The sequence below is a fragment of the Streptomyces sp. NPDC055140 genome, from assembly GCF_053607285.1.
Genome location: NZ_JBSGTG010000008.1, coordinates 145395 through 171175 on the forward strand (window position 1 = coordinate 145395; position 25781 = coordinate 171175).

Sequence of the window (25781 nt, forward strand, 5' to 3'; positions counted from 1 at the left end):
GAGCCCTAGGCCGCTGTCGTCGTCTGTTGGGTCACCGCGACCCGGCCGAGCAGTTCCTCGTACGCCGCGCGGTCGAACTCCCCGGCCACCGGGGCCAGTACCGTCGCCGCGGACAGGGCGACCGCGCGGGCCAGGCGGTCCGGCCACGGCAGGTCTTCCACGTAGCCCGAGAGCAGGCCGGCGACCGCCGAGTCGCCGGCGCCCGTCGGGTTGCCCTTCACGCGGTCCGGGGCGGGGGCGCGCCAGCTGCCGTCCGGGGTGACCGCGAGGAGGCCCTCAGGGCCCAGTGAGGCGACCACGGAGTGCGCGCCGCGGCGGCGGGCGTCACGGGTGGCGCGCAGCGGCTCGTGGGAGCCGGTGAGCTCGGCGAGCTCGTCGGAGTTCGGCTTGATGATGTCGGGGCGGGCCGCGAGCCCCCGGCGCAGCGGTTCCCCGGACGAGTCGAGCAGTACGGGCACGGACGCGGCGCGGGCCGCGCGGACCAGCTGGGCGTACGCGCCGACGGGGACGCCCGGCGGGAGGCTGCCGCACAGGGCCACCGCGGACGCGGACGTGAGGAGCTTCTCGTAGGCCTCGGTGAACGCGGACCACTCGGCGGGGGCGACGAGCGGGCCCGGCTCGTTGAGCTGGGTCGTGTCGCCTGACGCGCCGTCGACGACGGCGATGGTGCGGCGGGTGGCGCCCGAGACCGGGACGAGCGCGTCCCGGATGCCGGGGGAGTCCACGAGCTGTTCCCTCAGGGCGCGGCCCGTGCCGCCGCCGGCGAAGCCGGTGACGGTCACGTCGTGGCCGAGCGCGGCGAGCACGCGCGCGACGTTGAGGCCCTTGCCGCCGGGGCGTTCGGTGACCTTGGTGACGCGGTGCGACGCGTGCGGGTGCAGCGCCGGCACGTCGTAGGTGATGTCCAGCGCGGCGTTCAGTGTGACCGTGAGGATCACGAGACCCCAGCCCACCCCTCAGTTCGGAACTACCTTCAGTAACGCGGTCTGATCATGCCAAAGACCGGGCGGTAGGCCCAGACCTCACGCGAGCCGGGGTTCCACGATCCACCGGCCCTTGCGCATGACGCCCTTGAGCTCGAAGTCCTCGTCGAGAACCACGAGGTCGGCGTCCTTGCCGGGCTCCAGCGAGCCCACCCTGTCGTCCACGCCGAGGAGGCGGGCCGGGTTGGCGGAGATCGCGCGGACGACGTCCTCGACGGGCAGCTTGTCGATGGTGGCGGCGCGCTTGAACGCGCGGTCCAGGGTGAGCGTCGAGCCGGCGATGGAGTTGCCCTCGACGAGCCGCGCGACGCTGTCCTTCACCTCGACCTCCAGGGTGCCGAGCATGTAGCGGCCGTCGCCGAAACCCGCCGCGTCCATGGCGTCGGTGATGAACGCGACGCGCCCGCTGCCCACGTGGCGGAACGCCAGCTCCAGGGCGGCCGGGTGCAGATGCGTGCCGTCGTTGATGAGTTCGACGGTGATCCGCTCGTCCTCCAGGAGCGCCGCGATGGGTCCCGGGGCGCGGTGGCCGATGGCCGGCATGGCGTTGTAGAGGTGCGTGGCGACGGTGGCACCCGCGTCGATCGCCTCGACGGTCTGCTCGTACGTGGCGTCGGTGTGGCCGATCGCGGCGATCACGCCGTGCTCGGCGAGGAGGCGCACGGAGTCGATGCCGCCGGGGAGTTCGGGGGCGAGGGTGAGCATCTTGGCCCGGCCGCGCGCCGCGTCGAGCAGCTTGCGGACCTCGGCCGGGTCGGGGTCGCGCAGGAGCGTTTCGTCATGGGCGCCCTTGCGGCACGGGGAGATGAACGGGCCCTCGAAGTGGATGCCCGCGATCTCGCCCTGCTCGGCCAGCTCGGACAGCAGGCCCGCGCGCTGGGTGAGGAAGTCCGTCTCGCCGGTGACGAAGGACGCGACGACCGTCGTGGTGCCGTGCAGGCGGTGCGTGCGGACGCCCTTGAGGATGTCGTCGATCGATCCCGAGGTGAAGGAAGCCCCGCCTCCGCCATGGTTGTGCATGTCGACGAAGCCGGGCACGACCCAGTGGCCGGTGAGATCGGTGGAGGGGGCGCCGGCCGGCGCGCTGCCGGCGATCCTCGCGCCGTCCACGATCACGCGTCCGTTCTCGACGACGCCGGCCGGCAGGACGACGCGGGCGCCGGAGAGAACATTCAGAGCGGCCATCAGGCGACTACCTCCGTGGAATCGGTGGACAGGGCGAGCAGGTCCCAGGCGAGCAGGCCCGCGCCCAGGCAGCCGGCGGTGTCCCCGAGGGCCGCCGGGACGATCGTGGGCAGCTTCTGGAACGTCACGCGTTCCTCGACGGCGGCCCGCAGTGGTGTGAACAAGGTTTCCCCCGCCTCGGCCAGACCGCCACCGATGATCAGGGTGCGCGGGTCCAGCAGAGTGAGCGCCGTGACGAGCCCGTCGGCGAGCGCCTCCACGGCCTCCAGCCAGACCTGCCGCGCCCTGGGGTCACCGGACTCGACGGCCTTGGCGCAGTCCGCGGCGTCCGCCTCCGGGTCGCCGGTGGCCTCGGCCCAGGCGAGCGAGACCGCCGAGGCGGACGCGTAGCGCTCCAGGCAGCCGCGCTGGCCGCAGCTGCAGTCCGTGCCGCCGGGGCGTACGACGATGTGGCCGATCTCGCCGGCCGAGCCGTGCGCGCCGGGTTCGATGCGGCCGCCGATGCCGATGGCGCCGGCGATGCCCGTGCCGAGCGGTACGAACAGGAAGCGGTCCGCGCCCTTGCCCGCGCCGAGCCGGCCCTCGCCGAGGCCGCCGGTGCGCACGTCGTGGCCGAGGGCGACGGGGATGCCGTCGAGCCGCTCACTCAGCAGTCTGCGCATCGGCACGTCGCGCCAGCCGAGGTTCGACGCGTACAGGGCGATGCCGTGCTCGTCGTCGACGATGCCGGGCACCGCGACGCCGGCCGCGGCGGCCGGCTCCCCGAGGTGCTCCTCGCCGTACGCGCGCAGGTCGGCGGCGAAGCCGAGTATGGTCTCGACGACCGCGTCGGGCCCGCGCTCGCGGCCGGTGGCGCGCCGCGTCTGGTGGAGCAGGGTGCCGTCGGCCCCGACCAGCGCGGCCTTCATTCCGGTGCCGCCCACATCGAGGGCGATGACATGTCTCACGGGGACAGTCTCGCGCCTTGACCCTCGAGAGGTCTAGTCCACTTGCATGGATCTTGCGTCGATGTGTACGGATGATGCGTTTCCGCTTTCCCGGCGAAGGCCCGTTGCGAGTGCGAAACCCGTGTGGTGTAGACCTTATGGCCGGGCCTCGTGAGCATTCCGGGTCCGAAATCCTGACGAGCGACATCAAGAGGGTGGGAAACCGGCTGTGCAGCGGCGCATGACAGGTCTGACGGCGGCGGTGGCCGCGCTCGGCATGGCGGCGACGCTGGCCGCCTGCGGGGGCCCGGGCTCCGACGACGTGACCCTGAAGCTGGTGGCCGCCGACTACGGCGACTCCCCGGCGAACAGCTCCCAGAAGTACTGGGACAAGCTGTCCGCCGCCTTCGAGAAGAAGAACCCCGGCATCAAGGTCGACGTCAGCGTCTACTCCTGGAGCGACGTCGACGCCAAGGTCAAGAAGATGGTCGCGGACGGCCACGCGCCGGACATGGCGCAGATCGGCGCGTACTCCGACTACGCCGCGAGCGGCAAGCTCTACAGCGCGAACGACCTGCTCTCCATCCCCGTGCAGTCCGACTTCCTGCCGCAGCTCGCCGACGCCGGTGAGGTCTCCCGCGTCCAGTACGGCATGCCCTTCGCGTCCTCCACGCGGCTGCTGTTCTACAACAAGACCCTCTTCGACAAGGCTGGCCTGACCCCGCCGCAGACCTGGGCCCAGCTCCAGGCCGACGCCAAGGCTCTCAAGGCGCGCGGCGTGAAGATCCCCTACGCGCTGCCGCTGGGCCCCGAAGAGGCGCAGGCCGAGACCATGATGTGGATGCTGAGCGGCGGCTCCGGTTACACCGACGACGTCGGCACCTACAGCCTCGACTCCCCGCAGAACGTCAAGACCTTCGAGTGGCTGAAGAACGACCTGGTCGGCCAGGGGCTCACCGGCCCGACGCCGCCCGCCAAGCTCGACCGCGCGCAGGCCTTCGCGGCCTTCACGCGCGGTGACGTCGGCATGCTCAACGGGCACCCGACGCTGATGCAGATGGCCGCCAAGAAGGGCGTGAAGTTCGGCATGGTGCCGATGCCCGGCATCAACGGCAGGGCCCGGTCGACCATGGGCGTCGCCGACTGGATGATGGCGTTCCGGCAGAACGGCCACAAGGACCAGATCGGCAAGTTCCTCGACTACGTCTACAGCGAGAAGAACGTCCTCGACTTCTCCCGCGAGTACGACCTCCTGCCGGTCACCAATTCCGCGTCGGACACGATGGCCGACGACAAGCGCGACCAGAAGCTCTGGAAGTTCCTCGGCGAACTGCAGAACTCGGAGCTCTACCCCGTCGGCAAGACGTCCTGGGCCCAGGTCAGCGCCGGAGTCAAGCGCGAGATCGGCTCGACCGTCGGCCCCAACGGCAACCCGGGTGCCACCCTCGGCCGGCTGGAGCGGGCGGCCGACGCGGCGGAGAACGCGGAGTAGCGTCGCTGCCGTGAGCGAACCGCCGTACGCAGAGTCAGAGCCAGAGCCCGGATCCCAGCCCGAGTCCGCCGAGGAGACGTCCGGCGCCCTGTCCTCCCGTGAGCAGGGCGTCCTCGCCCTGGAGCGGCGCGGGTGGGCGTCGGCCGGGGCCAAGGAGCGCGCCGTGCGCGAGGAGCTGGGGCTCGCCCCGGTGCGCTACTACCAGCTGCTCAACGCGCTCCTCGACGACCAGAGGGCCCTCGCCCACGACCCGGTCACCGTCAACCGGCTGCGCCGGGTACGGGACGCGCGCCGCGAGGAACGCTGACCCGCACGCCAGGCGTACGGTCCGCCTCCCGCGGATAGGCTCGGCGCATGGGCAGCCCTCAGCACGACCTGCCGTCGCCTGTGACCTCCGCCGGGCGTGACGGCCTCGACGCACTCCTCTCGGACCCCGCGCGGGCCGTGATCGCGCTCGACTTCGACGGCACGCTCGCGCCGATCGTGCCCGACCCCGAACAGGCCCGCGCCCACCCGGGTGCCGTCCACGCGCTCGCCGCGCTGGCACCGCAGGTCGCCTCCGTCGCCGTGATCACCGGCCGACCCGCGGGCGTCGCCGTGCGCCACGGCGGCTTCGCGGGCATCGCGGGCCTCGAACACCTCGTGGTCCTCGGCCACTACGGCGCCGAGCGCTGGGACGCCGTCACCGGCACGGTCCACGCCCCCGCCCCGCACCCCGGTGTCGCGGCCGTCCGCGCCGAACTGCCCGGTGTCCTGGAGTCCGTGGGCGCCTGGCGCGGCACGTGGATCGAGGAGAAGGGCCGTGCCGTCGCCGTCCACACGCGCCGCGCGGCCGACCCGCAGGCGGCGTTCGAGGCGCTGCGCGCGCCCCTGTCCGACCTCGCGGCCCGGCACGGCCTGATCGTCGAGCCCGGCCGCCTCGTCCTGGAACTGCGGCCGCCCGGCACGGACAAGGGCGCCGCGCTCAGTGCGTACGTACGGGAAGTGGGCGCGACGTCGGTCCTCTACGGGGGCGACGACCTCGGCGACCTGCCCGCGTTCGCCGCCGTCGACGAGCTTCGCAAGGACGGGGTGCCGGGCCTGCTGGTGTGCAGCGGCAGCTCGGAGGTCACGGAGCTGGCGGAACGGGCGGACGTGGTGGTGGACGGGCCGGAGGGAGTGGTGGGGCTGCTGTCGGGCCTGGCCCGGGCGATGAGCTCCCGGACCTGACCCCCCGGTCTAGCCCCGCAGCGCGTTGAGCTGGTCGAGGAACCACCGGGCGGGCGGCAGCGCGGTCGCCGCGGCCGCGAGCCGCTTCGTGCGCTCGGCGCGCTCCCCGTCGCCCATGAGCAGCGCGGTGTGCAGGGCTTCGGCGGTCGCCGACACGTCGTACGGGTTCACCACGAGCGCGTCGTCGCCCAGCTCCTCGTACGCCCCCGCCTCCCGCGACAGGACCAGCGCGCAGCCCTCGTCGGAGACGACCGGGACCTCCTTGGCGACGAGGTTCATGCCGTCCCTGATCGGGTTGACCAGCGCCACGTCGGCCAGCCGGTACGCGGCCAGGGAGCGGGCGAAGTCGTCCTTCACATGGAGCACGACCGGGGTCCAACTCTCGCTACCGAAGCGGGAGTTGATCTCCTCGGCGACCCGGGACACCTCGTCGGTGTACTCCCGGTAGACCGCGAGGTCCTGGCGTGACGGGTACGCGAAGGCGACGTGCACCACCCGCTCGCGCCACTCGTGGTGCTCGTCGAGGAGGAGCCCGTACGCGCGCAGGCCGCGCACGATGTTCTTCGACAGCTCCGTGCGGTCCACACGGACGATCACCTTGCGGTCCGGGCCGCCGATCTGCTCCCGCAGCGCGGCGAGACGCTCCTCGACGTCGGGGCGGCGCGAGCGCTCCCGCAGGAAGTCCGCGTCCGCGCCCAGGCCGTGCACCCCGATCTCCGTACCGAACGTGCCGCCCACCACGGCCTCGCAGCACGCCGTGAACGTGTCCGCCCAGCGCCGCGTCAGGAACCCGAGCCGGTCCGCGCCCAGCATTCCCCGCAGCAGCTGCCCGGCGATGTCGTCAGGCAGCATCCGGAAGTAGTCGACCGGCGCCCACGGGGTGTGCGAGAAGTGTCCGATGCGCAGGTCGCCGCGCAGCTCCCGCAGCATCCCCGGCACGAGCGCCAGGTGGTAGTCCTGCACGACGACCGCGGCACCCGGCGCGGCCTCCGCGGCCAGCGCCTCGGCGAACGCCCGGTTGTAGGCCTCGTACGACGCCCACCGCGCACGGAACTGTGGCCCGAAGACCGGCTCCAGGGGCGTCTGGTAGAGCATGTGGTGGACGAACCAGAGGACCGAGTTCGCGATGCCGTTGTACGCGTCGGCGTACACCTCGCGGTCGATGTCGAGCATCCGCACGCCCGGCTCCCCGACACCGCGCCGCACCGCCTCGCGGTCGCCTTCGCCGAGAGCCGCGCACACCCACATCGCGCTCGCGCCGTCCGGGTCCTGTCCGATCGCGGAGAGCCCGGAGACGAGCCCGCCCCCGCCGCGCCGCGCGTCGAGCGTCCCGTCGGCCCCGAGCTCGTACGAGACCGGACCGCGGTTGGACGCGACGAGGATCTGTGCACCCTGCGTGGAAGCCATACGGGCAAACGTAGCCCGGCTCGTAAACGCTCAAACGTACGGCCGGACTCCGTGGGAGCCCGGCCGTATACGATCCGCCGTTCGCCTGCCGCGACGGTTACCCGCGCGGGTCAGTCACGCCGGCTGCGCGCCGCTGCCACCGCGAGGACGCCGAGCCCGAACAGGGCCGCCGCGAGACCGCTGTACAGGAGCATGTCCGAGTCACCGGTGTCGGCCAGCTCGCTGCCGTGCGACCGGTGCGAGTCCTGAGGTGGGGCCGGGCGGGCCTGCTCCCGTCTGGCGGTGACGACCGACGTGCACGGGTCGCCCCCGCCGTGCCGGGCCTTCGGGCAGTTGGTGCGCGGCACGACGGCCGTCACGGTGATCACGGTGGCCTCGCCCGCCGTGCAGGACGCCTTCACGCGTTGCGTGATGACGACCTTGCCGTGGGCCGCGACGTCACCCTTCCAGACGTACACGGACCCCCGCTTCGTGACGCTCCCGGCGGAGGCGACCGGGGCAGAGCCCGCCGTCACGGGCCACTCGACGGTGGCGCCGGTGCGCTTCCTGGCCGAGAAGTCGGTGATCGTGACGGTGTTCCCGGTCTCCTCGCACGGCGGCACGGCGGGCCGCTCCGGGACGTTCGTGATGCGCAGGGCGGGCGGCGCCGGGGGCTGCGGCTTCTCGATCTTGACCGTGTTGCCGATGGTCACGAAGTCGCCGTACAGCGATTCGTCGTAGCGCTTGGTGAACGGCGCGACCACGTCCGCCGGGACGGGGGCCGCGGCGCCGAGCGCCGTCAGTGCGGTGGCCGTGGCGACGAGCGCCCCGGCGGTGCGGGTCGCGGCTGCGCGCAGCCGTCGCTCACCCGAAACTTGTCTGAGCCACATAAAGGGCAATGTAGGCAAAACATACGATTGCCCTCGGCTACGCCACGCGGCGCTCCGCGTACTCGGTGATTTCGGTCATCGGAGGGCGTTCCTCGGTGTCCACGTCGTGCGTGCGCGGCTCGAATCCCTGTTCCCCGCGCTCGAACTGGGTGAGCACCGGACGCACGAGGTGCCCACGTGCGAGCCGCAGCTGCGCGGTGCGGTAGATCGCCGCGGCCATCCGCCCGAGCGCCTGCCCGTCCTGGTGCCGGTGCTTGCGCACCCCGACGTCGACCTGCCCGAGCGCGTCCAGGCCCACCGTGTGCAGCGCGTCGACGAGAAGACCGAGCTCAACTCCATAACCGACGGGGAACGGCAGGCGCTCCAGGAGCGATCTGCGGGCCGCGTACTCGCCGCCGAGCGGCTGCACGAACCCCGCAAGCAGCGGCCAGTGCAGATTGAGGACCGGGCGCGCCACCAGCTCCGTGACCCGGCCCCCCTGGCCCGCGGCGGACCCGAGCGGGCGGTCGTACATCGCCTTCACGAAGTCCACGCCGGGATCCGTGAGCAGCGGGCCCACGATCCCCGAGACGAAGTCCGCGGAGAACTCCTTCAGGTCCGCGTCGACGAAACAGACGATGTCGCCGCCCGTCACGAGCAGCGAGCGCCACAGCACCTCGCCCTTGCCGGGCACGGCCGGGATCCTCGGCAGGATCGAGTCCCGGTGCACGACGCGCGCCCCGGCGGCCCGCGCGACCTCGGCCGTACGGTCCGTCGAGCCCGAGTCGATCACCACCAACTCGTCGACCAGCGGCACCCGCTCCGTCATCAGGGCGCGCCGGATCTCGGCGACGATCTCGCCGACCGTCTCCTCCTCGTTCAGCGCGGGCAGTACCACGCTCACCGAGGTGCCCGATGCGCGCTTCGCGGCGATCAGCTGAGGGAGCGGGCGGTCCGACACCGACCAGGAACGCCTGCTCAGCCAGCGCTCAACTTCTTCCAGCACGGTGCGCGGCTCCTCACTGTCTGAACTGTCTGATCACGAACTGTGATCCATCTCGCGGTTCGGACGACTATCTCAAGCGTCCAGGCCTTCGGTTACAGTCTTGAACAACGCCGGTGACCATCGCATGTCGGGGTCGCCGCCGCGCTTGAGTGATCAAGTGCCAGCTCAACAACCGAATAGCGCTCATCCAGAGGGACAGAGGGATACGGCCCGTTGAAGTCCCGGCAACCCTCCCGCCGACCTTGTCGAGGTCCAGGTGGGGAAGGTGCCAATTCCGTCTCGTGGCGAGATGCGCCGCGAGGAAGATGAGGAGAAAGGGCCTCGCCATCATGGCTGCGCAGACTGTCGCCACCACCACTTCTGTTGATCTCGGACCCGCCTCGGCGCTTTCCTGCCGCGAGTGCGGCACCAGCTTCCCGCTCGGACCGATCTTCGCCTGTGCCGAGTGTTTCGGGCCGCTCGAAGTCTCCTACGACCTCCCGGTCGGCGACCCCGAGTCGCTGCGCAAGGAGATCGAGGCCGGCCCCGCCAACATCTGGCGCTACGCCCCTCTCCTGCCCGTCCCGGCCGACGTCGCCGAGAAGCCGAACCTGAACCCCGGCTGGACCAAGCTCGTCAAGGCCGACAACCTCGCCCGTGAACTCGGCGTCGAGCAGGGCAAGTTGTTCGTCAAGGACGACTCCGGCAACCCCACGCACTCCTTCAAGGACCGCGTCGTCGCCCAGGCCATCGAGGCCGCCCGCGCCTTCGGCTTCACCACCCTGTCCTGCTCCTCCACCGGCAACCTCGCCGGCGCCGTCGGCGCCGCCGCGGCCCGCGCCGGCTTCCGCTCCTGCGTGTTCATCCCGCACGACCTGGAGCAGGGCAAGGTCGTCATGGCCGCGGTCTACGGCGGCGAACTCGTCGGCATCGAGGGCAACTACGACGATGTCAACCGCTTCTGCTCCGAGCTCATCGGCGACCCGCTCGGCGAGGGCTGGGGCTTCGTCAACGTCAACCTGCGCCCGTATTACGGCGAGGGCTCCAAGACGCTTGCGTACGAGATCTGCGAGCAGCTCGGCTGGCGGCTCCCGGACCAGCTGGTCATCCCGATCGCGTCCGGCTCCCAGTTCACGAAGATCGACAAGGGCCTCCAGGAGCTGATCAAGCTCGGCCTCGTCGAGGACAAGCCGTACAAGCTCTTCGGCGCCCAGGCCGAGGGCTGCTCGCCGGTGTCCGTCGCCTACAAGGGCGGTCACGACGTCGTGCGGCCGCAGAAGCCGAACACGATCGCCAAGTCCCTGGCCATCGGCAACCCGGCCGACGGCCCGTACGTCCTCGACATCGCCCGCCGCACCGGCGGCGCCGTGGAGGACGTCAACGACGAGCAGGTCGTCGAGGCGATCAAGCTCCTGGCGCAGACCGAGGGCATCTTCGCGGAGACCGCGGGCGGTGTGACGGTCGGCGTGACGAAGAAGCTGATCGAGGCCGGCCTGATCGACCCGACGCTCACCACCGTCGTCCTCAACACCGGCGACGGCCTCAAGACCCTCGACGCGGTCGCCGAGACGTCCCAGGCGACCGCCACCATCCGCCCGAGCCTGGACGCGTTCCGCGACGCGGGCCTCGCCCACTGAAGACCCGCGCACTCCCGCGACCCCCGCACGGAAAGGCTGCAGCCCCCATGAGCGTCAACGTCCGCATCCCCACCATCCTGCGCACCTACACCGGCGGCAAGGCCGAGGTCGCCGCCGAGGGCGCGACCCTCTCCGAGGTGATCGCCGACCTGGAGAAGAACCACACGGGCATCGCGGCCCGCGTCCTGGACGACCAGGGCAAGCTGCGCCGCTTCGTGAACGTGTACGTCAACGACGACGACGTTCGCTTCGAGCAGGGCCTGGAGACGGCGACGCCGGAAGGCGCGGGCGTCTCGATCATCCCGGCCGTCGCCGGAGGCTGACCATCGGGCACAGTGCCGGCGGCTGATCGCCCGGCCTTGCAAGGCCACACAGAGTCACCTGAATTGCCCCCTCCGCGAGAGAAACGGAGGGGGCAATTCTGCATGGTTGAGCGCGGTAGAGTTGGGAAGCGAGCTTCGCGCCTGTGCCTAGCGCATATATGAAGTCGGCCGCCGTCCGACAAGAAGCAGCCAAAGTGCCCAGCCCTTATCGGGTGTTCGTGGCATTTGTCGGGCCCGAGTTGCCCCGGAATCCAGTGACTGCGCCGCTTATTACCGCTCTGCCGCGCCCAGAATTCTCGTCCGATTGACCTGTTGCAGAGGGCAGTTGGGCAGATACATTCAGCCGCGGTCGACGCGTTCCGGCGCACACCTCCAACCAATGGGGCGTGAGGTCTGACCCGGGTCCGCGAAGTGCGGGCCTGTGCAAGGGCCAGTAATAGGGGAGTTAGTCATGGCTCAGGGCACCGTCAAGTGGTTCAACGCGGAGAAGGGGTACGGCTTCATCGCGGTCGACGGTGGTGCGGATGTATTCGTCCACTACAGCGCCATCCAGATGGACGGATACCGCACCCTTGAAGAGGGTCAGCGAGTCGAATTCGAGATCTCGCAGGGCCAGAAGGGTCCGCAGGCGGACATGGTCAAGCTCGCCGTCTGATCTCGGCGCGATCGGCCACCGACACACTCACGCCGAGAGGCCCGTACCCCGCGAGGGGTGCGGGCCTCTCGTGCGTGCACGCGCGGCCCGTGCGGGCCGTCCGCGGGGACCGCGCGTCTGCCGGAGGCGCTTGCACTCTCCTAGGCCGAGTGCTAATCATTGCGTTAGCACTCTGAAGGTGAGAGTGACAGAACTTGGATCGGGTCGGTGAGGCTCGCAGGCCGGGTGGGGCAAGGAACCACACGGCACGCAGGCCGTCCGTCGCGGGCACCAGCACGGTCCGTTTGCGTTTCCACCCCGTCCGGGAGGACCACTTCACATGGCCAAGATCATCGCGTTCGACGAGGAGGCACGGCGCGGCCTCGAGCGCGGCATGAACCAGCTCGCCGACGCCGTCAAGGTGACCCTGGGCCCCAAGGGTCGCAACGTCGTCCTCGAGAAGAAGTGGGGCGCCCCCACGATCACCAACGATGGTGTGTCCATCGCCAAGGAGATCGAGCTCGAGGACCCGTACGAGAAGATCGGCGCCGAGCTGGTCAAGGAGGTCGCGAAGAAGACGGACGACGTCGCCGGTGACGGCACGACGACCGCGACCGTCCTCGCTCAGGCGCTCGTCAAGGAAGGCCTGCGCAACGTCGCGGCCGGCGCCAACCCGATGGCCCTCAAGCGTGGCATCGAGAAGGCCGTCGAGGCCGTCTCCGCCGCCCTGCTCGAGCAGGCCAAGGACGTGGAGACCAAGGAGCAGATCGCTTCGACGGCCTCCATCTCCGCCGCCGACACCCAGATCGGCGAGCTCATCGCCGAGGCGATGGACAAGGTCGGCAAGGAAGGCGTCATCACCGTCGAGGAGTCGCAGACCTTCGGGCTCGAGCTTGAGCTCACCGAGGGCATGCGCTTCGACAAGGGCTACATCTCGGCGTACTTCGCCACCGACATGGAGCGCATGGAGTCGTCGCTCGACGACCCGTACATCCTGATCGTCAACTCGAAGATCGGCAACGTGAAGGACCTCCTTCCGCTGCTCGAGAAGGTCATGCAGTCCGGCAAGCCGCTGCTGATCATCGCCGAGGACGTCGAGGGCGAGGCCCTGTCGACCCTGGTCGTCAACAAGATCCGTGGCACCTTCAAGTCCGTCGCCGTCAAGGCCCCGGGCTTCGGTGACCGCCGCAAGGCCATGCTCGGCGACATCGCCATCCTCACCGGTGGCACCGTCATCTCCGAGGAGGTCGGCCTCAAGCTGGAGAACGCCGGTCTCGACCTGCTCGGCCGCGCCCGCAAGGTCGTCATCACCAAGGACGAGACGACGATCGTCGACGGCGCCGGTGACAGCGACCAGGTCCAGGGTCGCGTCAACCAGATCCGTGCCGAGATCGAGAACTCGGACAGCGACTACGACCGCGAGAAGCTGCAGGAGCGCCTGGCGAAGCTCGCCGGCGGTGTTGCGGTCATCAAGGCCGGTGCCGCGACCGAGGTCGAGCTCAAGGAGCGCAAGCACCGCATCGAGGACGCCGTTCGCAACGCGAAGGCGGCCGTCGAGGAGGGCATCGTCGCCGGTGGTGGCGTGGCCCTGCTCCAGGCCTCCGCGGTCTTCGAGAAGCTCGAGCTCGACGGTGACGAGGCGACCGGCGCCAACGCCGTGAAGCTCGCGCTCGAGGCCCCGCTCAAGCAGATCGCCGTCAACGGTGGTCTCGAGGGTGGCGTCGTCGTGGAGAAGGTCCGCAACCTTCCCATCGGCCACGGCCTGAACGCCGCGACCGGCGAGTACGTCGACATGATCGCCGAGGGCATCCTCGACCCGGCGAAGGTCACGCGTTCCGCGCTGCAGAACGCCGCGTCGATCGCCGCGCTGTTCCTCACCACCGAGGCCGTCATCGCCGACAAGCCGGAGAAGGCCGCCGCGGGCGGCGCTCCGGGCGGCATGCCGGGCGGTGACATGGACTTCTGAGCCTGACGGTTCAGCCTGTCCTTTCCGAGGGCGGCACTCCTCTTCACGAGGGGTGCCGCCCTCGGGCGTTCCCCGGTCGGTTTTCCTTGTCCGCCCGGTGATCACGGGTTAGGGTCCCCGGGCATATGTCAGGGGATCGGGGCAGGTGGGGGACATGGCCGACAGTGACGACGTGCCCGAGAAGGGCATGAACGCGTGGGGACAGGCGATATCGGCCGTGGCGCTGGTGGCCGCGCTCGCCATCGGGTTCTGGGTGATCGCGAAGACGGACGCCGAGAGCAGCGACGAGCCGAAGCCGGCGACCTGCTCGGGCGGGGAGGCCGAGAAGGGCGCGAAGGCCGGTAAGACGGCGGGGCAGGTCTCCGGCGAGCAACTGTGCGGAGTGCTCAACCGGCGGGACCTCGCCGAACTGCTCGGCACGCCGACGGAGATCGCGAAGTCCGCGTCGGGTAGCGGGAGTTCGGTCAAGACGGCCGGTGGGCGCGAGATCTCCACGCCCTCGGCGCGGGTCGAGTTCGAGACGTACACCGTGACGCTGGAGGGCACCTACGACGGCCATCCGGTCGCCGACACCGCCGGCCTCTTCGGGGACACGCAGGAGCGGCGGACGTTCCTGGGCCGCCGGGCGGTTCTCTACTCGGACCGCACCATCAGGATCAGGTTCCGCCTCGACGGCAGCGATTCGAGCAGCGCTCCCGGGGTCCCGGCCCGTGTTCTGTCCGTGGCGCAGGACGCGAAGGACAAGGGTGGCTCCTTCGAGCTGACGCTGTGGCGCTCGGACGGCGCGGTGCCGGACGACACGGTGCTGTTCCAGGTCGCCGGGAAGGTGCTGCCGAGGATCCCGGGGTGGGCGCCCGCCAAGTGACGGCCCGCGTCCCGCGACAAGATCCGCCGGGCAGGCCCTAGCCGCGCTGAACGGGCGACTCCTGGTAGCTGGTCCAGGCCTCCCGGCCGGCCTGGGCCGCGCTCTGGGCGGCGGTCTGCGCCTGGTGGAAGGCCCGGGACGCCATCTCGGTGGGCGGCACCTCCCAGCTGCCGGTCCAGTTGCGGCCCGCGCGGGCCAGTTCGTAGACGAGTACGCCGACGCCCGCGGTGGCGACGAGCATCCCGGCGCCTGCCAGCAGGGCGCCGACGGCAAGCCGCCGCTGGTCGGGGCGGAACTCGGTCCAGGAAATCTTCGAGAACGTGCTCTCAGCCATAAATTCAGGATGAGGGACGGCGGGGCGGGTCGCATGCGGAGAGAGTGTCCGCAGGGCGATCAGCCCAGCATGAGGCCGTCGAACTCGGGCACGGGGAGGTCTGCCCGGCGTCGGGAACCGCCACCCGGACCGGCTTGACGTGCTGCGACAGCGACAGCGTGACGGTCATGCGGACCCCGCCCAGGTCAGGTCCGTCCGGGCGCGGACGATGCGGCCCTCGCCGTCGATCCAGGGTGCGGCCTGTGAAGGTGGTTGCGGCTTGAACGATGTCGCGGGGCATCGGGGCTCGCGGACGGTGCTCCGGGGTGACCTGACGCGGTGTCGTTCGTTGCGCCGGGCATGACGATGAACATGCCCGTGCGGGCTCTGGTGGCAGGGGTGTTGGCGGCTTCGGCGGTGGTGGCGGTGTTCGCCCCGGGCGCGTACGCCGCCGATCCGGAGCCGCCGCACCAGACGGTGATCATGTCGAACGAGGAGGCGGAGGCGGCCGGCCTGGTGTCACCCGGGTTCGCACCGGCCCCGTGCTACGAGCCCGGGGTCTACTACTTCGGGAGCCCTGCGCCGCCGGCACCGTCCGGATCCGCACCCGGCTGGTGCGGCCTGCGGCTCTGACCCGCCCCTCGCGGGCGGGATGTCAGCGGGTGCGCATCGCCGTACGGATGCGTCCCGCATAGGTGCGGACCGTCTCCGGGGTGAGGGTCAGCGGGGGTGCGGGCCGGGCGGGCCGGGGTTCGCCCAGGCACAGGCGGCAGCGGCCTCCGGTCAGCGCTTCCGGTCGTTCCGGGGCGGCGCAGGTCGCGCACTCCAGGACCCGTAGCGGCGGGCGGGGCGCCGGTTCGGGCGGGAGCTTGTCGACGAGGCGGCGCCGCACCAGGGCGGCCGGGAGGGTGGGTTGAAACCCTCCTCCCCATCCTTGAAAGCAGGGCTCGGGGCTGAGGCTTCGGGCGGGGTCCGGTCAGTGTCGGCGCAGGTCGTCGATGAACGCGGTCCAGGCCTCCGCCCGGAGCACGAGCTTCGGGCCGTCGGGGTTCTTGGAGTCGCGGACGGGGACCAGCCCGGGGTGGTCGTGGGTGACTTCGAGGCAGTCGCCGCCGCTGCCGCCGCTGTACGAGGACTTGTACCAGGTGGTCGAGGTGACGTCAGGCTCCGGATGCGTGATCTTCATGCGTGTAATCCTCCGCCACTGCTGCGATCAGGGCCAGCGATTGTCTCGGAGTGAGTGCATCGGCCCTGAGTAGATCGTAGGACAGCTGGTGGCGGGCGACTGTTGCCAGATCATCGGTCAACTGCCCCATGCTGGAAGCCTCGACGAAGGAGAGCGGCGGTGCGTCCCTGAAGTACATGAGCTTGAGCGAACCCTCCAAAGCGGCGTGTGCCCCCGCTGAGAATGGCACCACCTGAACGATCACCCGGCGCCTGCCGATCAGAGCGGCGATATGGCGTAGGGCCTCGGCCATCACCGCAGGTCCGCCGACTTCCCGTCGCAGGGCGGCCTCATCCAGAACTGCCCACAACAAGGGCTTTGTTGGATTGTCGAGGAGGCGGGTGCGCTCCATCCGGGCCGCCACCAGTTTGTCGATCGCCTCTTCCGGAGCCGTGGGCTGGTAGGCCAGGAAGACCGCGCGGGCGTAAGCCGGTGTTTGCAGCAGGCCGGGGAGCAGCAGCGACTCGTACTGCCTGATCTCGATCGCGATGGCCTCCGCCTCGGCCGCCTCCGCGAAGTGCTCGGGGTGCTTCGACTCGTTTGCCTTCACGCAGTGCCGGACGAAGAAACCGGCCGCCCCCAGCGCCTCGTCCAGCCGTTCCGCCATGTCCGGCAGGATCCTGCGCGTACCCGCCTCCATCTGGCCGACGTACGACCCGCTCACGAACAGCAGCTCACCCAGGGCCTGTTGGGTCAGGCCCGCCCGCTCTCTCGCGTGGCGGAGTTCCTCGCCGACCATGACGCGGCGGGAGGCGGGGTCGAGATCCTTCGGTCCGGTCACGTGCATCGACTCCCAGGGCAACAAAGGGGTTTGTTGGGCCGGTGGCTCTGGAAAGCGTAGAGCCGGCCCCGTCACGCTGGGTGGTGAAGGCGGAACTTGGCGTGAAGGAGCGGGCGATGGCGGTGCGGGACGCGGAGCGGCTGCGAGTGGTCGAGGAGACCATCGCGCAACTGCGGTCCGAACTCGGGGTGTTGGGCGTGCTGCTGCCGTCCCTGCGGGTCGACCCCGTGTCGGCGGCGGGGGAGGTCGGTTATCCGCTGGTGGACCTGGGATGCGTGAACCTCGATACGGCGATGCGGCTGGTCGCCGTACTGCACGACAGGCGCGGCGCGTGAACATCGGCGCGTACGTGATCGACGTACGGGACGGACGCGTCGGGCAGGTCATGGGGCGCGAGGGCGGTTACGTGCAGTTGCGGCCGCCCGGCGGCGGGCGCGAGTGGGACTGTCCGCCGGAGGCGGTGGACCAGGCGCCCGTCGCGGAGGAGCTGAGGGCGCGGGTGAGGGTGGTGAACCGGGAGGGGCGACTGCCCTGATCAGCTACGCGCCTCTTCAGGCGCGGGGATGAGGCTGTGCAGTGCCTCCTGCTGGGCGGCGCCGACGAACTGGGTGATGGCGTCGGTGACCGTGGTGGCCAGGGCGGCCGAGGCCTGTCGCAGGAGGGTGCGGGCCTTGTCGGTGAGGGCGACCTCGACGCCGCGCCTGTCGCCGCAGGCCGAGGCGCGGGTGACGAGTCCGGCGCGCTGGAGCAGGGCCACCTGGTAGGTGAGGCGGGTCTTGGGGCGGCCGAGCAGGTCGGCTATGCGGGTCATGCGGACGCCGCCTTCCGTGGACTCGCCCTTCTCCTCCGCGAGCAGGCACAGGATGAGGAACTCGTCGTGGGAGACGCCGAGTTGCTCCTTGACGACGGAGCGCAGCCGCTGTTCCACGCCTCCCGTGGCCGCGAGCAGCAGCATCCACGCGCGCAGCTCGGGCGGCAGCAGGCCGGCGCCGCCGCTCGGACAGCCGGACGGGCTCTCGTCGGGTTCTGCCGCGTCGTCGCTCATGGGGTCCGAGTTTACCGGTTGTCCAAATTTGCCCTACCGGTTGTGCAAATTTGGATCAGTGGCTACCTTGAGATGCGCGAGTGGTCCAAATTTGGATTAATCAAGCTCAGTGATCCGTGCTCAGTGATCAGCAATCGGGAGAAGTCATGACCGTCGCCGTGGAAACGGGGCAGTGGCAGCTCGACGCCGACGCCTCCACCGTCGCGCTCAAGCACCGCACCATGTGGGGGCTCGTCACCGTAAAGGGCGCCTTCGGTGTCGTCGGCGGGGGCGGTGAGGTCGGGCCGGACGGGACCGTCACCGGGGCCGTGACCCTGGGCGTCGCCTCGCTCGACACCAAGAACGCCAAGCGCGACACCCATCTGCGCTCGGCGGACTTCTTCGACGTCGAGAAGCACCCCGAGATCACCTTCGAGGTGCGGGGTGTCGAGACCGGTGCGGACGCCGCGGCGCAGGTGGACGGTCAGCTGACCGTGCGCGGTGTCGGCAGGCCGGTGTCCGTACCGGTGCGGCTGACCCGGGAGGGCGCGGACGCGGTCACGCTGGCGGCCGAATTCACCGTGGACCGGGCGGAGTTCGGCATGGAGTGGAACCAGCTGGGGATGCTGCGCGGGCTGACCGCCGTCGCCGGGTCGCTCCGTTTCACGCGAGTGCTGGGCGGCGTACAGGAAAGCTGAGAGCCGGGGCCCGTGCGGGCCCCGGCTCAGAGGGAGAGCGAGTGGTCGGTCAGACCTTCGCGGGTTCCTTCGGCTCCGTCGTGCCCGCGAGGGCCGGGGCCGGGGACTCGCCCGCGGCGGCCTGCGTGTCCACGTTCAGATCCACCAGCATCTGCTTGCTGAAGCCGAAGAAGTACGTCGCCACGAAGCCCACGATGTAGCCGACCAGCAGGCCCGCGCCGTAGATCGCGACCGTCGTGCCGAGGCCCTTGTTGCCGTCGAGGAGGGGGAACAGCGCCCAGCCCGAGGGGCCGATCGCCGTGGAGCCGACCTTGTCGCCGATCATCGAGAAGAAGCCGACGAACGCGCCGCCCGCCGCGCCGCCCACGCACGCCGTGATGAAGGGGCGGCCGAGGGGGAGCGAGACGCCGTAGATCAGAGGTTCGCCGACGCCGAGGAAGCCTGCGGGGAGCGCGGACTTGATCGTCGTACGGATCGACTTGTTGTGCTTGAGGCGCTTGAACACCGCGATCGCACAGCCGACCTGGCCCGCGCCCGCCATCGCCAGGACGGGAAGCAGGACGGTGTAGCCCTGCTGCTCGATGAGCGTGGTGTGGATGGGGATGAGGGCCTGGTGCAGCCCCAGCATGACCAGGGGCAGGAACAGGCCGCCGAGGACCAGGCCCGCGAAGGCGCCCGTGTTGTCGAGGAGCCAGTTCGCCGCGGTGCCGATGCCCGTGGAGATCTCACCCGCCACGAACATCAGGCCGAAGATCGTGACCAGGCCGGAGACCAGGACGGTGAGGGTGGGCGTGACCAGCACGTCCACCGCCTCCGGGACCCACTTCCTGCACCACTTCTCGATGTACGTCGCGAGGACCGCGGCGCCCAGCGCGCCCAGCACGCCGCCCTGGCCGGGCGACAGCTTCTGGCCGAACGCCTCGATGTTCGCGACGCCCGCGTACACGATGATCGCCGCGACCGCGCCGCCGAGGATCGGCGTGCCGCCGAACTCCTTCGCCGTGTTGTAGCCGACGAACACCGCGATCAGCGCCATGAAGCCGGAGGCGATGGCGGCCAGGGCGGGGGTGACGCCCGGCAGCCAGTGCAGGTTGATCAGCAGGCCGTTGATGCCGGCGATGATGCCGCAGCCGATCAGCGCCGGGATCAGCGGCACGAAGATGTTCGCGATCCGGCGCAGGAACAGCTTGAACGGCGTCGCGTTCTTCGCCTTGCGGGACGCCCTCAACTCGGCGCCCTGGGCGGCGAGTGCGTCCGCGGTGACCGCGTGCGGCTCGGGGGTGGCGGCGGGTGTGGCGGCCTTCCCCTCCTCGACCAGGGTCTCGAACTCCGGGGTGACCCGGGCGACCTTTCCCGGTCCGAGGACGATCTGGTACGTCTCGTCGTCGACCACGCCCATGACGTCGGGCAGCGACTTCAGCGCGTCCTCGTCGACGAGCGCGCGGTCGGCCAGGCCGAGACGGAGCCGGGTCATGCAGTGGGCTACGGACGTGATGTTCGATGCGCCGCCGACGAGAGGAAGGATCGCGGCGGCCGTGGCGCGGTTCTTTGAGTCAGCCATGGGTCGTGGTGCCTTGCTGTGCGTGGTGCGTGGGGGGTGGAGCAATACGGGACTGCTGGACTACGGGACTGCTGGACTACGGGTCTGCGGGACTACGCGGTCGTGGCCGAGGCCTGGAGCGCGGCGCGCAGATGACCCTTGCTGTCGGTCAGGAGGCGGGCGGCCGTCGGGCCGTCGACCGAGCCGAGGATCACGAGGATGGCGTTCTTCACCTCCCCGTCCGTCGCGGCGAGTGCGGCCTCGATGTCGGCGTCGTCCGCACCGGTGGCCAGGGCGACGATCCGGCGGGAGCGGGCGCGCAGTTTCTCGTTCGAGGCGCGTACGTCCACCATCAGGTTCCCGTACGTCTTGCCGAGCCGGATCATGGTGATCGTCGACAGCATGTTGAGGACGAGCTTCTGGGCCGTGCCCGCCTTCAGCCGGGTGGAACCGGTGAGGAGCTCGGGGCCGACGACGACCTCGATGCCGTGGTCCGCGGCCGCCGCGAGCGCGCTGTCCGCGTTGCAGGACAGGCCGATCGTGAGGGCGCCCCGGCCGCGCGCGTGCTCGACGGCGCCGATCGCGTACGGGGTGCGGCCCGAGGCCGAGATGCCGACCACGACGTCGTCCGCCGTCAGACCCAGTGCGTCCAGGTCCTCGGCCGCGAGCTCCCTGGAGTCCTCGGCGCCCTCGACCGCCTTGATCATGGCGCTCGGGCCGCCCGCGATCAGACCGACGACCTCGCTCGGGTCGGTGTTGAACGTGGGCGGGCACTCGGACGCGTCCAGGACGCCGAGCCGGCCCGCCGTGCCCGCGCCCGCGTAGACGAGGCGGCCGCCGCGGGCCATCCGCTCGGCCGTGCCGTCGATCGCGGCGGCGATCTGCGGGAGCTGCTCGGCGACGGCGGTGGGGACGCTCGCGTCCTCGCCGTTCATGATCCGCGCGATCTCCGGCGTCGACAGCTGGTCGATCTCGGAGAGCTCCGGGCGGAACGCCTCCGTGGTGAGCGTGGCGAGCTGGGCGCGCAGTTCGCTGTAGTTGTCGGCGGCGTCGGTCGTGGAGGTCATGACGTGTGCGGCTCTTTCCGGTGCGGCAGTGGGGCGGGGGAAGGGCGGGGGTGCGTCGCCTAGCGGGAGCCGCGCGGCGTGTGACGGTGCGCGAGCGCCTCGTACGACGCCGACAGGGCGGGGGCCGCCGTCTCGTACGTACGCTGCGCGACGCCCACGAACAGGCAGTCCACGACGAGCAGCTGGCTCGTGCGGGACGACATCGCGGCCGGCCGCAGCTCGCTCTCGCGCGCCGTGGACGTGGTCAATATGTGGTCGGCGTACTGCGAGACCGGGCCGTCGGGGCGCCCGGTGATCGCGATCGTGGCCGCCCCGTGCTCGAAGGCGACGCGCAGCGGTTCGATCACGTCGCCGGTCGATCCGGAGTGCGTGATGGCGATGGCGACATCCTTGGCGCGCAGCTGCACGGCGTTGGTGATCGCCAGGTGCGGGTCGCCGTGGGCGTGGGCGATCAGCCCGATGCGCAGGAGCTTCTGAGCGAGGTCCTGGCCGACGAGGCTGGACGCGCCGATGCCGTAGATGTCGATGCGGCGGGCGCCCGCCAGCGCGTTCACGGCCGCGCCGAGCTGCACGGTGTCGAGGCCGGCCGCGGTGTCGGCGAGGGTCTGCTGCTCGTCGTACGCGAGCTTCGCGACGACGTCGGCGATGGGGTCGTCGACCGCTATGTCCGCGGTGACGGCGGGGGCGCGGCCCGACTGCTGCTGGGCGGCGAGCCCGGCGAGGGCGAGGCGCAGGTCCCGGTATCCGGGGTAGCCGAGGAGGCGGGCGGTACGGACCACCGTCGCCTCGCTGGTGCCGGTGAGCTCGGCCAGGCCGGTGACCGTGAGGGCCGCGCAGCCGGCCGGGTCGCCGGCGACGGCTTCGGCGACCCGCTGCATGGAGCGGGTCATCGACGGCGCGAGGGTCCGCACCTTGGCCGCGAGGGCGGCCGGGGCGGGCGGCGCGTCGCCTGCGAAAATTTCCTTCACGTTGCTGGTCACATTTGAAAGATATTTTCAGGGGGGTGAGACGTCAAGAGTCCTTCGGCTGTGCCGTACGGCACGTCACTCCGGGTCCTTCGGGCGTTCCGAGGGGCCCGTACGCCGAGGGAGAATAATGGGCTGCATGGACCACATCAGCCCCGTCGAACAGGCACTGCACGCGGCCCGCGCCCTCGTACTCGCCGACCTCGGCTCCGGCGAGGTCGCCCACGCCGACGTCGTCTCCCTGGTCGAGGACTCCATAGTGCACCGGCGCTGGTGGGTCGAGCAGTGGCCGGAGGGGGTCGACTTCGTCGCCGGGCTCGTCGCACAGGACGTCCAGGACGGACTCCTCGAACGCTTCGGCCGCTGGCCCCTGTGCCCGGTGTGCGGCTCCGGCGAACCCCACGCCCTCGATGTGGAACCGGAGTTGGGCCCCGACCCGCACTGGGTGTGCAGCGAGGCGGGCGTGGTCGTGGCGCCCGTGGGGTCCCTCGGTACCGTCGCGCGATGACTGTCTACATCGATCCGCCGACCTGGCCCGGCCACGGGCGCATGTGGTCCCACGTGGTCAGCGACGTCTCCTTCGACGAGCTCCATCTCTTCGCCGAGCGGCTCGGCGTCCCGCCCCGCGCCTTCGAGCGCGACCACTACGACCTGCCGTCGCACCGCTACGAGGACGCGGTGCGGGCCGGGGCCGTGAAGGTCGGCTCGAAGGAGCTGGTGCGCAGGCTCACCGAGGCGGGACTGCGGAGGCCGAAGGGGCGTCCTGCAGTGGGGAGTTGAGGTCCTTGGGGCCGGACGACGCCACGAGCTTCGTGGCCGATCCGCGGTGCAGGCGCAGTGACGCCGCCGTCGCGCCGATCGCCGTCACCGTCATCGCCGCGCCCGCCCACGCCGTCGCCGGGTAGCCGAGCCCCGCGTCGATCACCGTGCCGCCGAGCCACGGCCCGCCCGTGTTGCCCAGGTTGAACGCCGCCGTCGTCGTCGCCCCGGCGAGCGTGGGGGCCGCGCCCGCCACGTTGAACATGCGGGCGTTCAGCGCCGGCGCCGTGTAGAACGCCGAGAAGCCCAGCAGGAACGACAGCACCACCGCCGCCGTCGCGAACCCGCCGAGCAGCGCCAGTGCCACCAGGAACACCGTGGACGCCGCGATGCCGCTCAGCAGCACCCCGAACAGATGCGCGTCGGCGACCCGGCCCCCGACCGTCGTGCCGACCAGCGCGCCGACACCGAAGAGCGCGAGGACCGTCGGGACCCAGCCCTCGTCCAGGCCCGCCACATCCGTGAGCAGCGGCGACAGATAGCTGAACGCGCAGAACACGCCGCCCGCCGCCAGCGCCGTCACCGTGATCGACAGCCAGACCTGGCTGTCCCGGTAGATCGCCAGCTCGCGCCGCGGCCGCGGCCTCTGCGCCGGGAGCGGGATCCGCGGGATCAGCGTCACCACCCCCACCAGCGCGATCGCCGACGCCACGCCCACCGCCCAGAACGCCGCCCGCCAGCCCAGACCGTCACCGAGGAACGCGCCCGCCGGAACACCCAGCACGTTCGCGATCGACAGCCCGCCGATCATCACCGCCATGGCCCGCGCCCGCTGTGTCACCGGCACCATCGCGATGGCCACCGCCGCGCCCACGGCCCAGAACCCGGCGCAGGCCAGCGCACTCACGATCCGCGACGCGAACAGGACCGTGTACGTCGGCGCCAGCGCGCCCGCGACCTGGCCCAGGCCGAACACCGAGATCAGCGCGATGAGTGTGGTGCGGCGCGGCAGGCGCAGCGTCGCCACGGCGAGCAGCGGCGCACCCACCACCATGCCGATCGCGAACGCCGATATCAGCAGGCCCGCCTGCGGGATCGTGACGTCCATGTCGTCGGCGATCGCGGGCAGGATGCCGGACAGCATGAACTCGGACGTGCCCAGAGCGAACACCGCGAGGCCCAGGATGTAGACGGCCGGCGGCATGCGGGTGGGAGCGCCCGCGGGGGTGTCTTCGGCAGTGTCTTCGGGAGCTTTTCGAGCGGAGTCAGGCATGACGTGACACAACGCGACGCAGCGTTGCTTAAATTCCCGACAGTTCGTAGGCGCAGAGGTCCGTCGTCGTCGCAATCCGCACGAAACCGGCGCGCTCCAATACCCGTTGGGACAGCCCGTTGTCCAGGTCCGTGTTCGCCGTCACCGCTGTGACGCCCGGCTGCGACAGCGCCCACGCGGCTATCGCGGTCACCGCCTCCGTCGCGTAGCCCCGGCCGCGCGCCCCCTCCGTCACGTCGTAACCGATCTCCACGCGGCCCTCCTCGTCCGGCGCGCTGTGGAAGCCGATCCCGCCCACCGCGCGTTCGTCCTCGGCCCGCACGATCGCGTACGTTCCCCAGCCCTTGCGGTACGTGCCCGCCGCGTGCGCCTTCACCGTGATCCCCGAGCCGGTCCGGGTCCCGTCCGGTGCGTCGCCGTCCAGCCAGGCGAAGCCGCCTGACCCGCTGTCCGCGTGCAGGTCCCTGGCCGACTCCAGGGACAGCTCGTGCAGGCGTACGCGCGCGGCCGTGATGGTGAGGAGTGTCATGGGCCGAGGATGCGACAACCGCGCGCGCCGATCAACCGGTTTGCGGAGTCAGCAGGGCCAGCTCGGCCGTGAGGTTCTCGCGGGCCCGCTCCTCCCAGTGCGCCGCGCCGTACGGGGTGCGGAACAGGTGGGGCAGGGCGAGGAGTTGGCGCAGAACCGCGGCGCGGCCCTCGCGGAACGGTTCGTCCGGTACGAAGCCGTACTCCTCCCGGACCGCCGCCGCGTAGGCCGCGTACGCGTCCGGGGACGCCGCCAGGATCGCCAGGTCCGCGTCGCACAGGACCTCGCCGTTGTGGTCGTCCTCGTCCGGGTCGTGCGTCACCGTGAGCATGACCAGGCGGCTCACCTCGTCGATCTGCCGCTCCGTCAGGCCCGCTTCCGCCAGGGCCCGTTCCGCGAGACGCGCCGAGCGCTCCTCGTTCGTCGAGCGCTCGGGGAGATACACCGCGTCGTGGAACCAGGCCGCGAGGCGGACCAGGGCCGGGTCGTCGGCGTGGTCCTCCAGTGCGTCGATGCGGTCCAGGACCGCCTTGAGGTGCGTCGTCGTGTGGTAGCGGCGCTGTGGCTCCGACCAGCGGGCCAGGAGGTTGTCCGCGTAGGCCTCCGGGGTGGTGGGGGTGGCTGTCGTGGGCTGCGCCGTGGCGAGTGTGTCCGCCCAGGCTTTCCTCAGGTCGTCCCGCATGCGGCGACCCTAGACCCTGTCGCCGGGCCCTGTCGGCAGGCCCTGGCGCCCTATCCCGGGGGTGGCTCGTACGCGGCTGATCGCTTCTGCACGCCGGCCTCCTCGTCGTACTCGCCCAGAAGGATCACGCCGAGCGCCGTGGTCACGATGACCTTGGCCGCTCGCAGGACGTTTCCGAGGCGGTGGGGGTGGTGGGTTTCCGTGGCTGCGGTGGCACCGTGAGTGAAGGTCATGGTTGTCATGCCTCCATGGTGGAATACGGGCATTCCGTGCACATCGGTCCGGAGTCGTAGGTTGCGGCGGCGGGGTGCGTCCTGGGGGTGACTCCGTCCCCTAGGGCCCTCCATGGCTCCCTGGGGAAATAAATGTGTTGGTCGTGTGTCGGGGCGGGAGTAAGGTGGTCCGCCTTGCCCGCCTCCCTCCGTGGAGCGCCGCCGCCCGGACGGAAACCGGCCGGCCGCCGTG

Annotated in this window: 32 protein-coding genes and 1 riboswitch; of the genes, 14 read left to right on the forward strand and 18 right to left on the reverse strand. The window is 70.9% G+C overall.

Annotation, left to right across the window (positions count from 1 at the left end):
* Positions 1–5: 5 nt before the first annotated feature.
* The 3 genes from ACWFR4_RS17775 to ACWFR4_RS17785 all read right to left on the reverse strand — a co-directional run bounded on the left by ACWFR4_RS17775 (position 6) and on the right by ACWFR4_RS17785 (position 3115).
* Positions 6–938: a 1-phosphofructokinase family hexose kinase gene (locus ACWFR4_RS17775; RefSeq protein ID WP_453455906.1), complete on the reverse strand. Its 933-nt coding sequence runs from the start codon at positions 936–938 to the stop codon at positions 6–8.
* Positions 939–1022: 84 nt separating this feature from the next.
* The gene (nagA, locus tag ACWFR4_RS17780) at positions 1023–2168 is read right to left on the reverse strand and encodes an N-acetylglucosamine-6-phosphate deacetylase (RefSeq protein WP_453455903.1); all 1146 of its coding nucleotides are present in this window, start codon (positions 2166–2168) and stop codon (positions 1023–1025) included.
* Positions 2168–3115 carry an ROK family protein gene (locus ACWFR4_RS17785; RefSeq protein WP_453455901.1) on the reverse strand — a complete coding sequence of 316 codons (948 nt, stop codon included), beginning with the start codon at positions 3113–3115 and terminating at the stop codon, positions 2168–2170. Before ACWFR4_RS17785 ends, nagA begins: the two co-directional genes overlap by 1 nt.
* A 208-nt stretch (positions 3116–3323) precedes the next feature.
* Between ACWFR4_RS17785 and ACWFR4_RS17790 the strand changes: the two genes are divergently transcribed.
* The 3 genes from ACWFR4_RS17790 to otsB all read left to right on the forward strand — a co-directional run bounded on the left by ACWFR4_RS17790 (position 3324) and on the right by otsB (position 5795).
* Entirely contained in the window at positions 3324–4586 is a 1263-nt protein-coding gene (locus ACWFR4_RS17790; RefSeq protein WP_453455898.1) for an ABC transporter substrate-binding protein, read from the forward strand.
* Positions 4587–4674: 88 nt separating this feature from the next.
* On the forward strand, positions 4675–4893 hold the full coding sequence (locus ACWFR4_RS17795) for a DUF3263 domain-containing protein (RefSeq protein ID WP_453455920.1): 219 nt from the start codon (positions 4675–4677) through the stop codon (positions 4891–4893).
* 47 nt (positions 4894–4940) lie between these two features.
* Entirely contained in the window at positions 4941–5795 is an 855-nt protein-coding gene (gene otsB / locus ACWFR4_RS17800; RefSeq protein ID WP_453653188.1) for a trehalose-phosphatase, read from the forward strand.
* Between the two features lie 9 nt (positions 5796–5804).
* On the opposite strand, the gene ACWFR4_RS17805 is transcribed toward otsB, so the two are convergent.
* From ACWFR4_RS17805 to ACWFR4_RS17815, 3 genes are all read right to left on the reverse strand, one after another.
* Positions 5805–7202, reverse strand: coding sequence for an alpha,alpha-trehalose-phosphate synthase (UDP-forming) (locus ACWFR4_RS17805; protein ID WP_453653190.1), 1398 nt, complete (start codon positions 7200–7202; stop codon positions 5805–5807).
* Positions 7203–7312: 110 nt separating this feature from the next.
* Entirely contained in the window at positions 7313–8071 is a 759-nt protein-coding gene (locus ACWFR4_RS17810) for a hypothetical protein (protein ID WP_453653192.1), read from the reverse strand.
* A gap of 37 nt (positions 8072–8108) precedes the next feature.
* A complete protein-coding gene (locus ACWFR4_RS17815; RefSeq protein WP_382761323.1) occupies positions 8109–9056 on the reverse strand; it encodes a glucosyl-3-phosphoglycerate synthase in 948 nt (315 codons plus the stop codon).
* Positions 9057–9236: 180 nt separating this feature from the next.
* Positions 9237–9368, forward strand: a riboswitch (SAM riboswitch).
* Between the two features lie 17 nt (positions 9369–9385).
* On the opposite strand from ACWFR4_RS17815, the gene thrC reads away from it, so the two are divergent.
* The 5 genes from thrC to ACWFR4_RS17840 all read left to right on the forward strand — a co-directional run bounded on the left by thrC (position 9386) and on the right by ACWFR4_RS17840 (position 14460).
* On the forward strand, positions 9386–10672 hold the full coding sequence (thrC, locus tag ACWFR4_RS17820) for a threonine synthase (protein WP_227295520.1): 1287 nt from the start codon (positions 9386–9388) through the stop codon (positions 10670–10672).
* Positions 10673–10719: 47 nt separating this feature from the next.
* A complete protein-coding gene (locus tag ACWFR4_RS17825) occupies positions 10720–10995 on the forward strand; it encodes a MoaD/ThiS family protein (protein WP_116512354.1) in 276 nt (91 codons plus the stop codon).
* 451 nt (positions 10996–11446) lie between these two features.
* Positions 11447–11650, forward strand: a complete 204-nt coding sequence (locus tag ACWFR4_RS17830; protein WP_005315736.1) for a cold-shock protein — start codon at positions 11447–11449, stop codon at positions 11648–11650.
* A 319-nt stretch (positions 11651–11969) separates the two neighbouring features.
* Positions 11970–13595 (forward strand): chaperonin GroEL, encoded by a 1626-nt coding sequence (groL, locus tag ACWFR4_RS17835; RefSeq protein ID WP_100595711.1) that lies wholly within the window; start codon positions 11970–11972, stop codon positions 13593–13595.
* 154 nt (positions 13596–13749) lie between these two features.
* The gene (locus ACWFR4_RS17840; protein WP_453455885.1) at positions 13750–14460 is read left to right on the forward strand and encodes a DUF6215 domain-containing protein; all 711 of its coding nucleotides are present in this window, start codon (positions 13750–13752) and stop codon (positions 14458–14460) included.
* 37 nt (positions 14461–14497) lie between these two features.
* Here ACWFR4_RS17840 and ACWFR4_RS17845 read toward each other — a convergent pair whose 3' ends face one another.
* The gene (locus ACWFR4_RS17845) at positions 14498–14794 is read right to left on the reverse strand and encodes a hypothetical protein (RefSeq protein ID WP_453455882.1); all 297 of its coding nucleotides are present in this window, start codon (positions 14792–14794) and stop codon (positions 14498–14500) included.
* A 318-nt stretch (positions 14795–15112) separates the two neighbouring features.
* Between ACWFR4_RS17845 and ACWFR4_RS17850 the strand changes: the two genes are divergently transcribed.
* Positions 15113–15406: a hypothetical protein gene (locus tag ACWFR4_RS17850; protein ID WP_453455879.1), complete on the forward strand. Its 294-nt coding sequence runs from the start codon at positions 15113–15115 to the stop codon at positions 15404–15406.
* Between the two features lie 22 nt (positions 15407–15428).
* Here ACWFR4_RS17850 and ACWFR4_RS17855 read toward each other — a convergent pair whose 3' ends face one another.
* The 3 genes from ACWFR4_RS17855 to ACWFR4_RS17865 form a co-directional block, all read right to left on the reverse strand.
* Positions 15429–15665: a hypothetical protein gene (locus tag ACWFR4_RS17855; protein WP_453455877.1), complete on the reverse strand. Its 237-nt coding sequence runs from the start codon at positions 15663–15665 to the stop codon at positions 15429–15431.
* A gap of 84 nt (positions 15666–15749) precedes the next feature.
* Positions 15750–15959: a DUF397 domain-containing protein gene (locus tag ACWFR4_RS17860; protein ID WP_453455874.1), complete on the reverse strand. Its 210-nt coding sequence runs from the start codon at positions 15957–15959 to the stop codon at positions 15750–15752.
* Positions 15934–16779, reverse strand: a complete 846-nt coding sequence (locus ACWFR4_RS17865) for a helix-turn-helix domain-containing protein (protein WP_453455871.1) — start codon at positions 16777–16779, stop codon at positions 15934–15936. The genes ACWFR4_RS17860 and ACWFR4_RS17865 overlap by 26 nt, the downstream gene beginning before the upstream one ends.
* Before the next feature lie 41 nt (positions 16780–16820).
* On the opposite strand from ACWFR4_RS17865, the gene ACWFR4_RS17870 reads away from it, so the two are divergent.
* Together ACWFR4_RS17870 and ACWFR4_RS17875 are read left to right on the forward strand one after the other, a co-directional pair.
* Entirely contained in the window at positions 16821–17114 is a 294-nt protein-coding gene (locus tag ACWFR4_RS17870; protein ID WP_453455868.1) for a hypothetical protein, read from the forward strand.
* Entirely contained in the window at positions 17111–17314 is a 204-nt protein-coding gene (locus ACWFR4_RS17875; RefSeq protein WP_453455926.1) for a hypothetical protein, read from the forward strand. Before ACWFR4_RS17870 ends, ACWFR4_RS17875 begins: the two co-directional genes overlap by 4 nt.
* Here ACWFR4_RS17875 and ACWFR4_RS17880 read toward each other — a convergent pair whose 3' ends face one another.
* Entirely contained in the window at positions 17315–17824 is a 510-nt protein-coding gene (locus ACWFR4_RS17880; protein WP_453455866.1) for a MarR family winged helix-turn-helix transcriptional regulator, read from the reverse strand. It lies immediately after the preceding gene.
* Between the two features lie 146 nt (positions 17825–17970).
* On the opposite strand from ACWFR4_RS17880, the gene ACWFR4_RS17885 reads away from it, so the two are divergent.
* Entirely contained in the window at positions 17971–18501 is a 531-nt protein-coding gene (locus ACWFR4_RS17885) for a YceI family protein (protein WP_453455864.1), read from the forward strand.
* Between the two features lie 49 nt (positions 18502–18550).
* Here the strand turns inward: ACWFR4_RS17885 and ACWFR4_RS17890 are convergent, their stop codons facing one another.
* From ACWFR4_RS17890 to ACWFR4_RS17900, 3 genes are all read right to left on the reverse strand, one after another.
* Entirely contained in the window at positions 18551–20062 is a 1512-nt protein-coding gene (locus ACWFR4_RS17890; RefSeq protein ID WP_453455861.1) for a PTS transporter subunit EIIC, read from the reverse strand.
* Between the two features lie 92 nt (positions 20063–20154).
* The gene (murQ, locus tag ACWFR4_RS17895; RefSeq protein WP_453455858.1) at positions 20155–21108 is read right to left on the reverse strand and encodes an N-acetylmuramic acid 6-phosphate etherase; all 954 of its coding nucleotides are present in this window, start codon (positions 21106–21108) and stop codon (positions 20155–20157) included.
* 59 nt (positions 21109–21167) lie between these two features.
* Positions 21168–22088, reverse strand: coding sequence for a MurR/RpiR family transcriptional regulator (locus ACWFR4_RS17900; RefSeq protein WP_116512367.1), 921 nt, complete (start codon positions 22086–22088; stop codon positions 21168–21170).
* A 124-nt stretch (positions 22089–22212) separates the two neighbouring features.
* On the opposite strand from ACWFR4_RS17900, the gene ACWFR4_RS17905 reads away from it, so the two are divergent.
* Together ACWFR4_RS17905 and ACWFR4_RS17910 are read left to right on the forward strand one after the other, a co-directional pair.
* Entirely contained in the window at positions 22213–22581 is a 369-nt protein-coding gene (locus ACWFR4_RS17905; RefSeq protein WP_453455856.1) for a hypothetical protein, read from the forward strand.
* The gene (locus ACWFR4_RS17910) at positions 22578–22853 is read left to right on the forward strand and encodes a DUF4031 domain-containing protein (RefSeq protein WP_453455853.1); all 276 of its coding nucleotides are present in this window, start codon (positions 22578–22580) and stop codon (positions 22851–22853) included. The genes ACWFR4_RS17905 and ACWFR4_RS17910 overlap by 4 nt, the downstream gene beginning before the upstream one ends.
* Here the strand turns inward: ACWFR4_RS17910 and ACWFR4_RS17915 are convergent.
* From ACWFR4_RS17915 to ACWFR4_RS17930, 4 genes are all read right to left on the reverse strand, one after another.
* Complete coding sequence (locus ACWFR4_RS17915) at positions 22801–24036, reverse strand: Cmx/CmrA family chloramphenicol efflux MFS transporter (protein WP_453455917.1); 1236 nt, start codon at positions 24034–24036, stop codon at positions 22801–22803. The two genes, ACWFR4_RS17910 and ACWFR4_RS17915, sit on opposite strands and share 53 nt — an antisense overlap.
* Before the next feature lie 97 nt (positions 24037–24133).
* Positions 24134–24634, reverse strand: a complete 501-nt coding sequence (locus tag ACWFR4_RS17920; protein ID WP_453455851.1) for a GNAT family N-acetyltransferase — start codon at positions 24632–24634, stop codon at positions 24134–24136.
* Between the two features lie 31 nt (positions 24635–24665).
* Entirely contained in the window at positions 24666–25316 is a 651-nt protein-coding gene (locus tag ACWFR4_RS17925; protein ID WP_453653195.1) for an HD domain-containing protein, read from the reverse strand.
* A 50-nt stretch (positions 25317–25366) separates the two neighbouring features.
* Positions 25367–25558, reverse strand: a complete 192-nt coding sequence (locus ACWFR4_RS17930) for a hypothetical protein (RefSeq protein ID WP_116512371.1) — start codon at positions 25556–25558, stop codon at positions 25367–25369.
* Positions 25559–25781 lie beyond the last annotated feature (223 nt).

Bases quoted from the DNA above. Each gene is read 5' to 3' on its own strand.
- thrC (WP_227295520.1), top strand. From the start codon at position 9,386: ATGGCTGCGCAGACTGTCGCCACCACCACTTCTGTTGATCTCGGACCC.
- ACWFR4_RS17915 (WP_453455917.1), bottom strand. From the start codon at position 24,036: ATGCCGCCGGCCGTCTACATCCTGGGCCTCGCGGTGTTCGCTCTGGGC.
- ACWFR4_RS17905 (WP_453455856.1), top strand. From the start codon at position 22,213: ATGGACCACATCAGCCCCGTCGAACAGGCACTGCACGCGGCCCGCGCC.
- ACWFR4_RS17885 (WP_453455864.1), top strand. From the start codon at position 17,971: ATGACCGTCGCCGTGGAAACGGGGCAGTGGCAGCTCGACGCCGACGCC.
- ACWFR4_RS17830 (WP_005315736.1), top strand. From the start codon at position 11,447: ATGGCTCAGGGCACCGTCAAGTGGTTCAACGCGGAGAAGGGGTACGGC.
- ACWFR4_RS17925 (WP_453653195.1), bottom strand. From the start codon at position 25,316: ATGCGGGACGACCTGAGGAAAGCCTGGGCGGACACACTCGCCACGGCG.
- ACWFR4_RS17840 (WP_453455885.1), top strand. From the start codon at position 13,750: ATGGCCGACAGTGACGACGTGCCCGAGAAGGGCATGAACGCGTGGGGA.
- ACWFR4_RS17805 (WP_453653190.1), bottom strand. From the start codon at position 7,202: ATGGCTTCCACGCAGGGTGCACAGATCCTCGTCGCGTCCAACCGCGGT.
- ACWFR4_RS17910 (WP_453455853.1), top strand. From the start codon at position 22,578: ATGACTGTCTACATCGATCCGCCGACCTGGCCCGGCCACGGGCGCATG.
- murQ (WP_453455858.1), bottom strand. From the start codon at position 21,108: ATGACCTCCACGACCGACGCCGCCGACAACTACAGCGAACTGCGCGCC.
- ACWFR4_RS17890 (WP_453455861.1), bottom strand. From the start codon at position 20,062: ATGGCTGACTCAAAGAACCGCGCCACGGCCGCCGCGATCCTTCCTCTC.
- otsB (WP_453653188.1), top strand. From the start codon at position 4,941: ATGGGCAGCCCTCAGCACGACCTGCCGTCGCCTGTGACCTCCGCCGGG.
- ACWFR4_RS17930 (WP_116512371.1), bottom strand. From the start codon at position 25,558: ATGACAACCATGACCTTCACTCACGGTGCCACCGCAGCCACGGAAACC.
- groL (WP_100595711.1), top strand. From the start codon at position 11,970: ATGGCCAAGATCATCGCGTTCGACGAGGAGGCACGGCGCGGCCTCGAG.
- ACWFR4_RS17845 (WP_453455882.1), bottom strand. From the start codon at position 14,794: ATGGCTGAGAGCACGTTCTCGAAGATTTCCTGGACCGAGTTCCGCCCC.
- ACWFR4_RS17810 (WP_453653192.1), bottom strand. From the start codon at position 8,071: ATGTGGCTCAGACAAGTTTCGGGTGAGCGACGGCTGCGCGCAGCCGCG.
- ACWFR4_RS17860 (WP_453455874.1), bottom strand. From the start codon at position 15,959: ATGAAGATCACGCATCCGGAGCCTGACGTCACCTCGACCACCTGGTAC.
- nagA (WP_453455903.1), bottom strand. From the start codon at position 2,168: ATGGCCGCTCTGAATGTTCTCTCCGGCGCCCGCGTCGTCCTGCCGGCC.
- ACWFR4_RS17920 (WP_453455851.1), bottom strand. From the start codon at position 24,634: ATGACACTCCTCACCATCACGGCCGCGCGCGTACGCCTGCACGAGCTG.
- ACWFR4_RS17825 (WP_116512354.1), top strand. From the start codon at position 10,720: ATGAGCGTCAACGTCCGCATCCCCACCATCCTGCGCACCTACACCGGC.
- ACWFR4_RS17880 (WP_453455866.1), bottom strand. From the start codon at position 17,824: ATGAGCGACGACGCGGCAGAACCCGACGAGAGCCCGTCCGGCTGTCCG.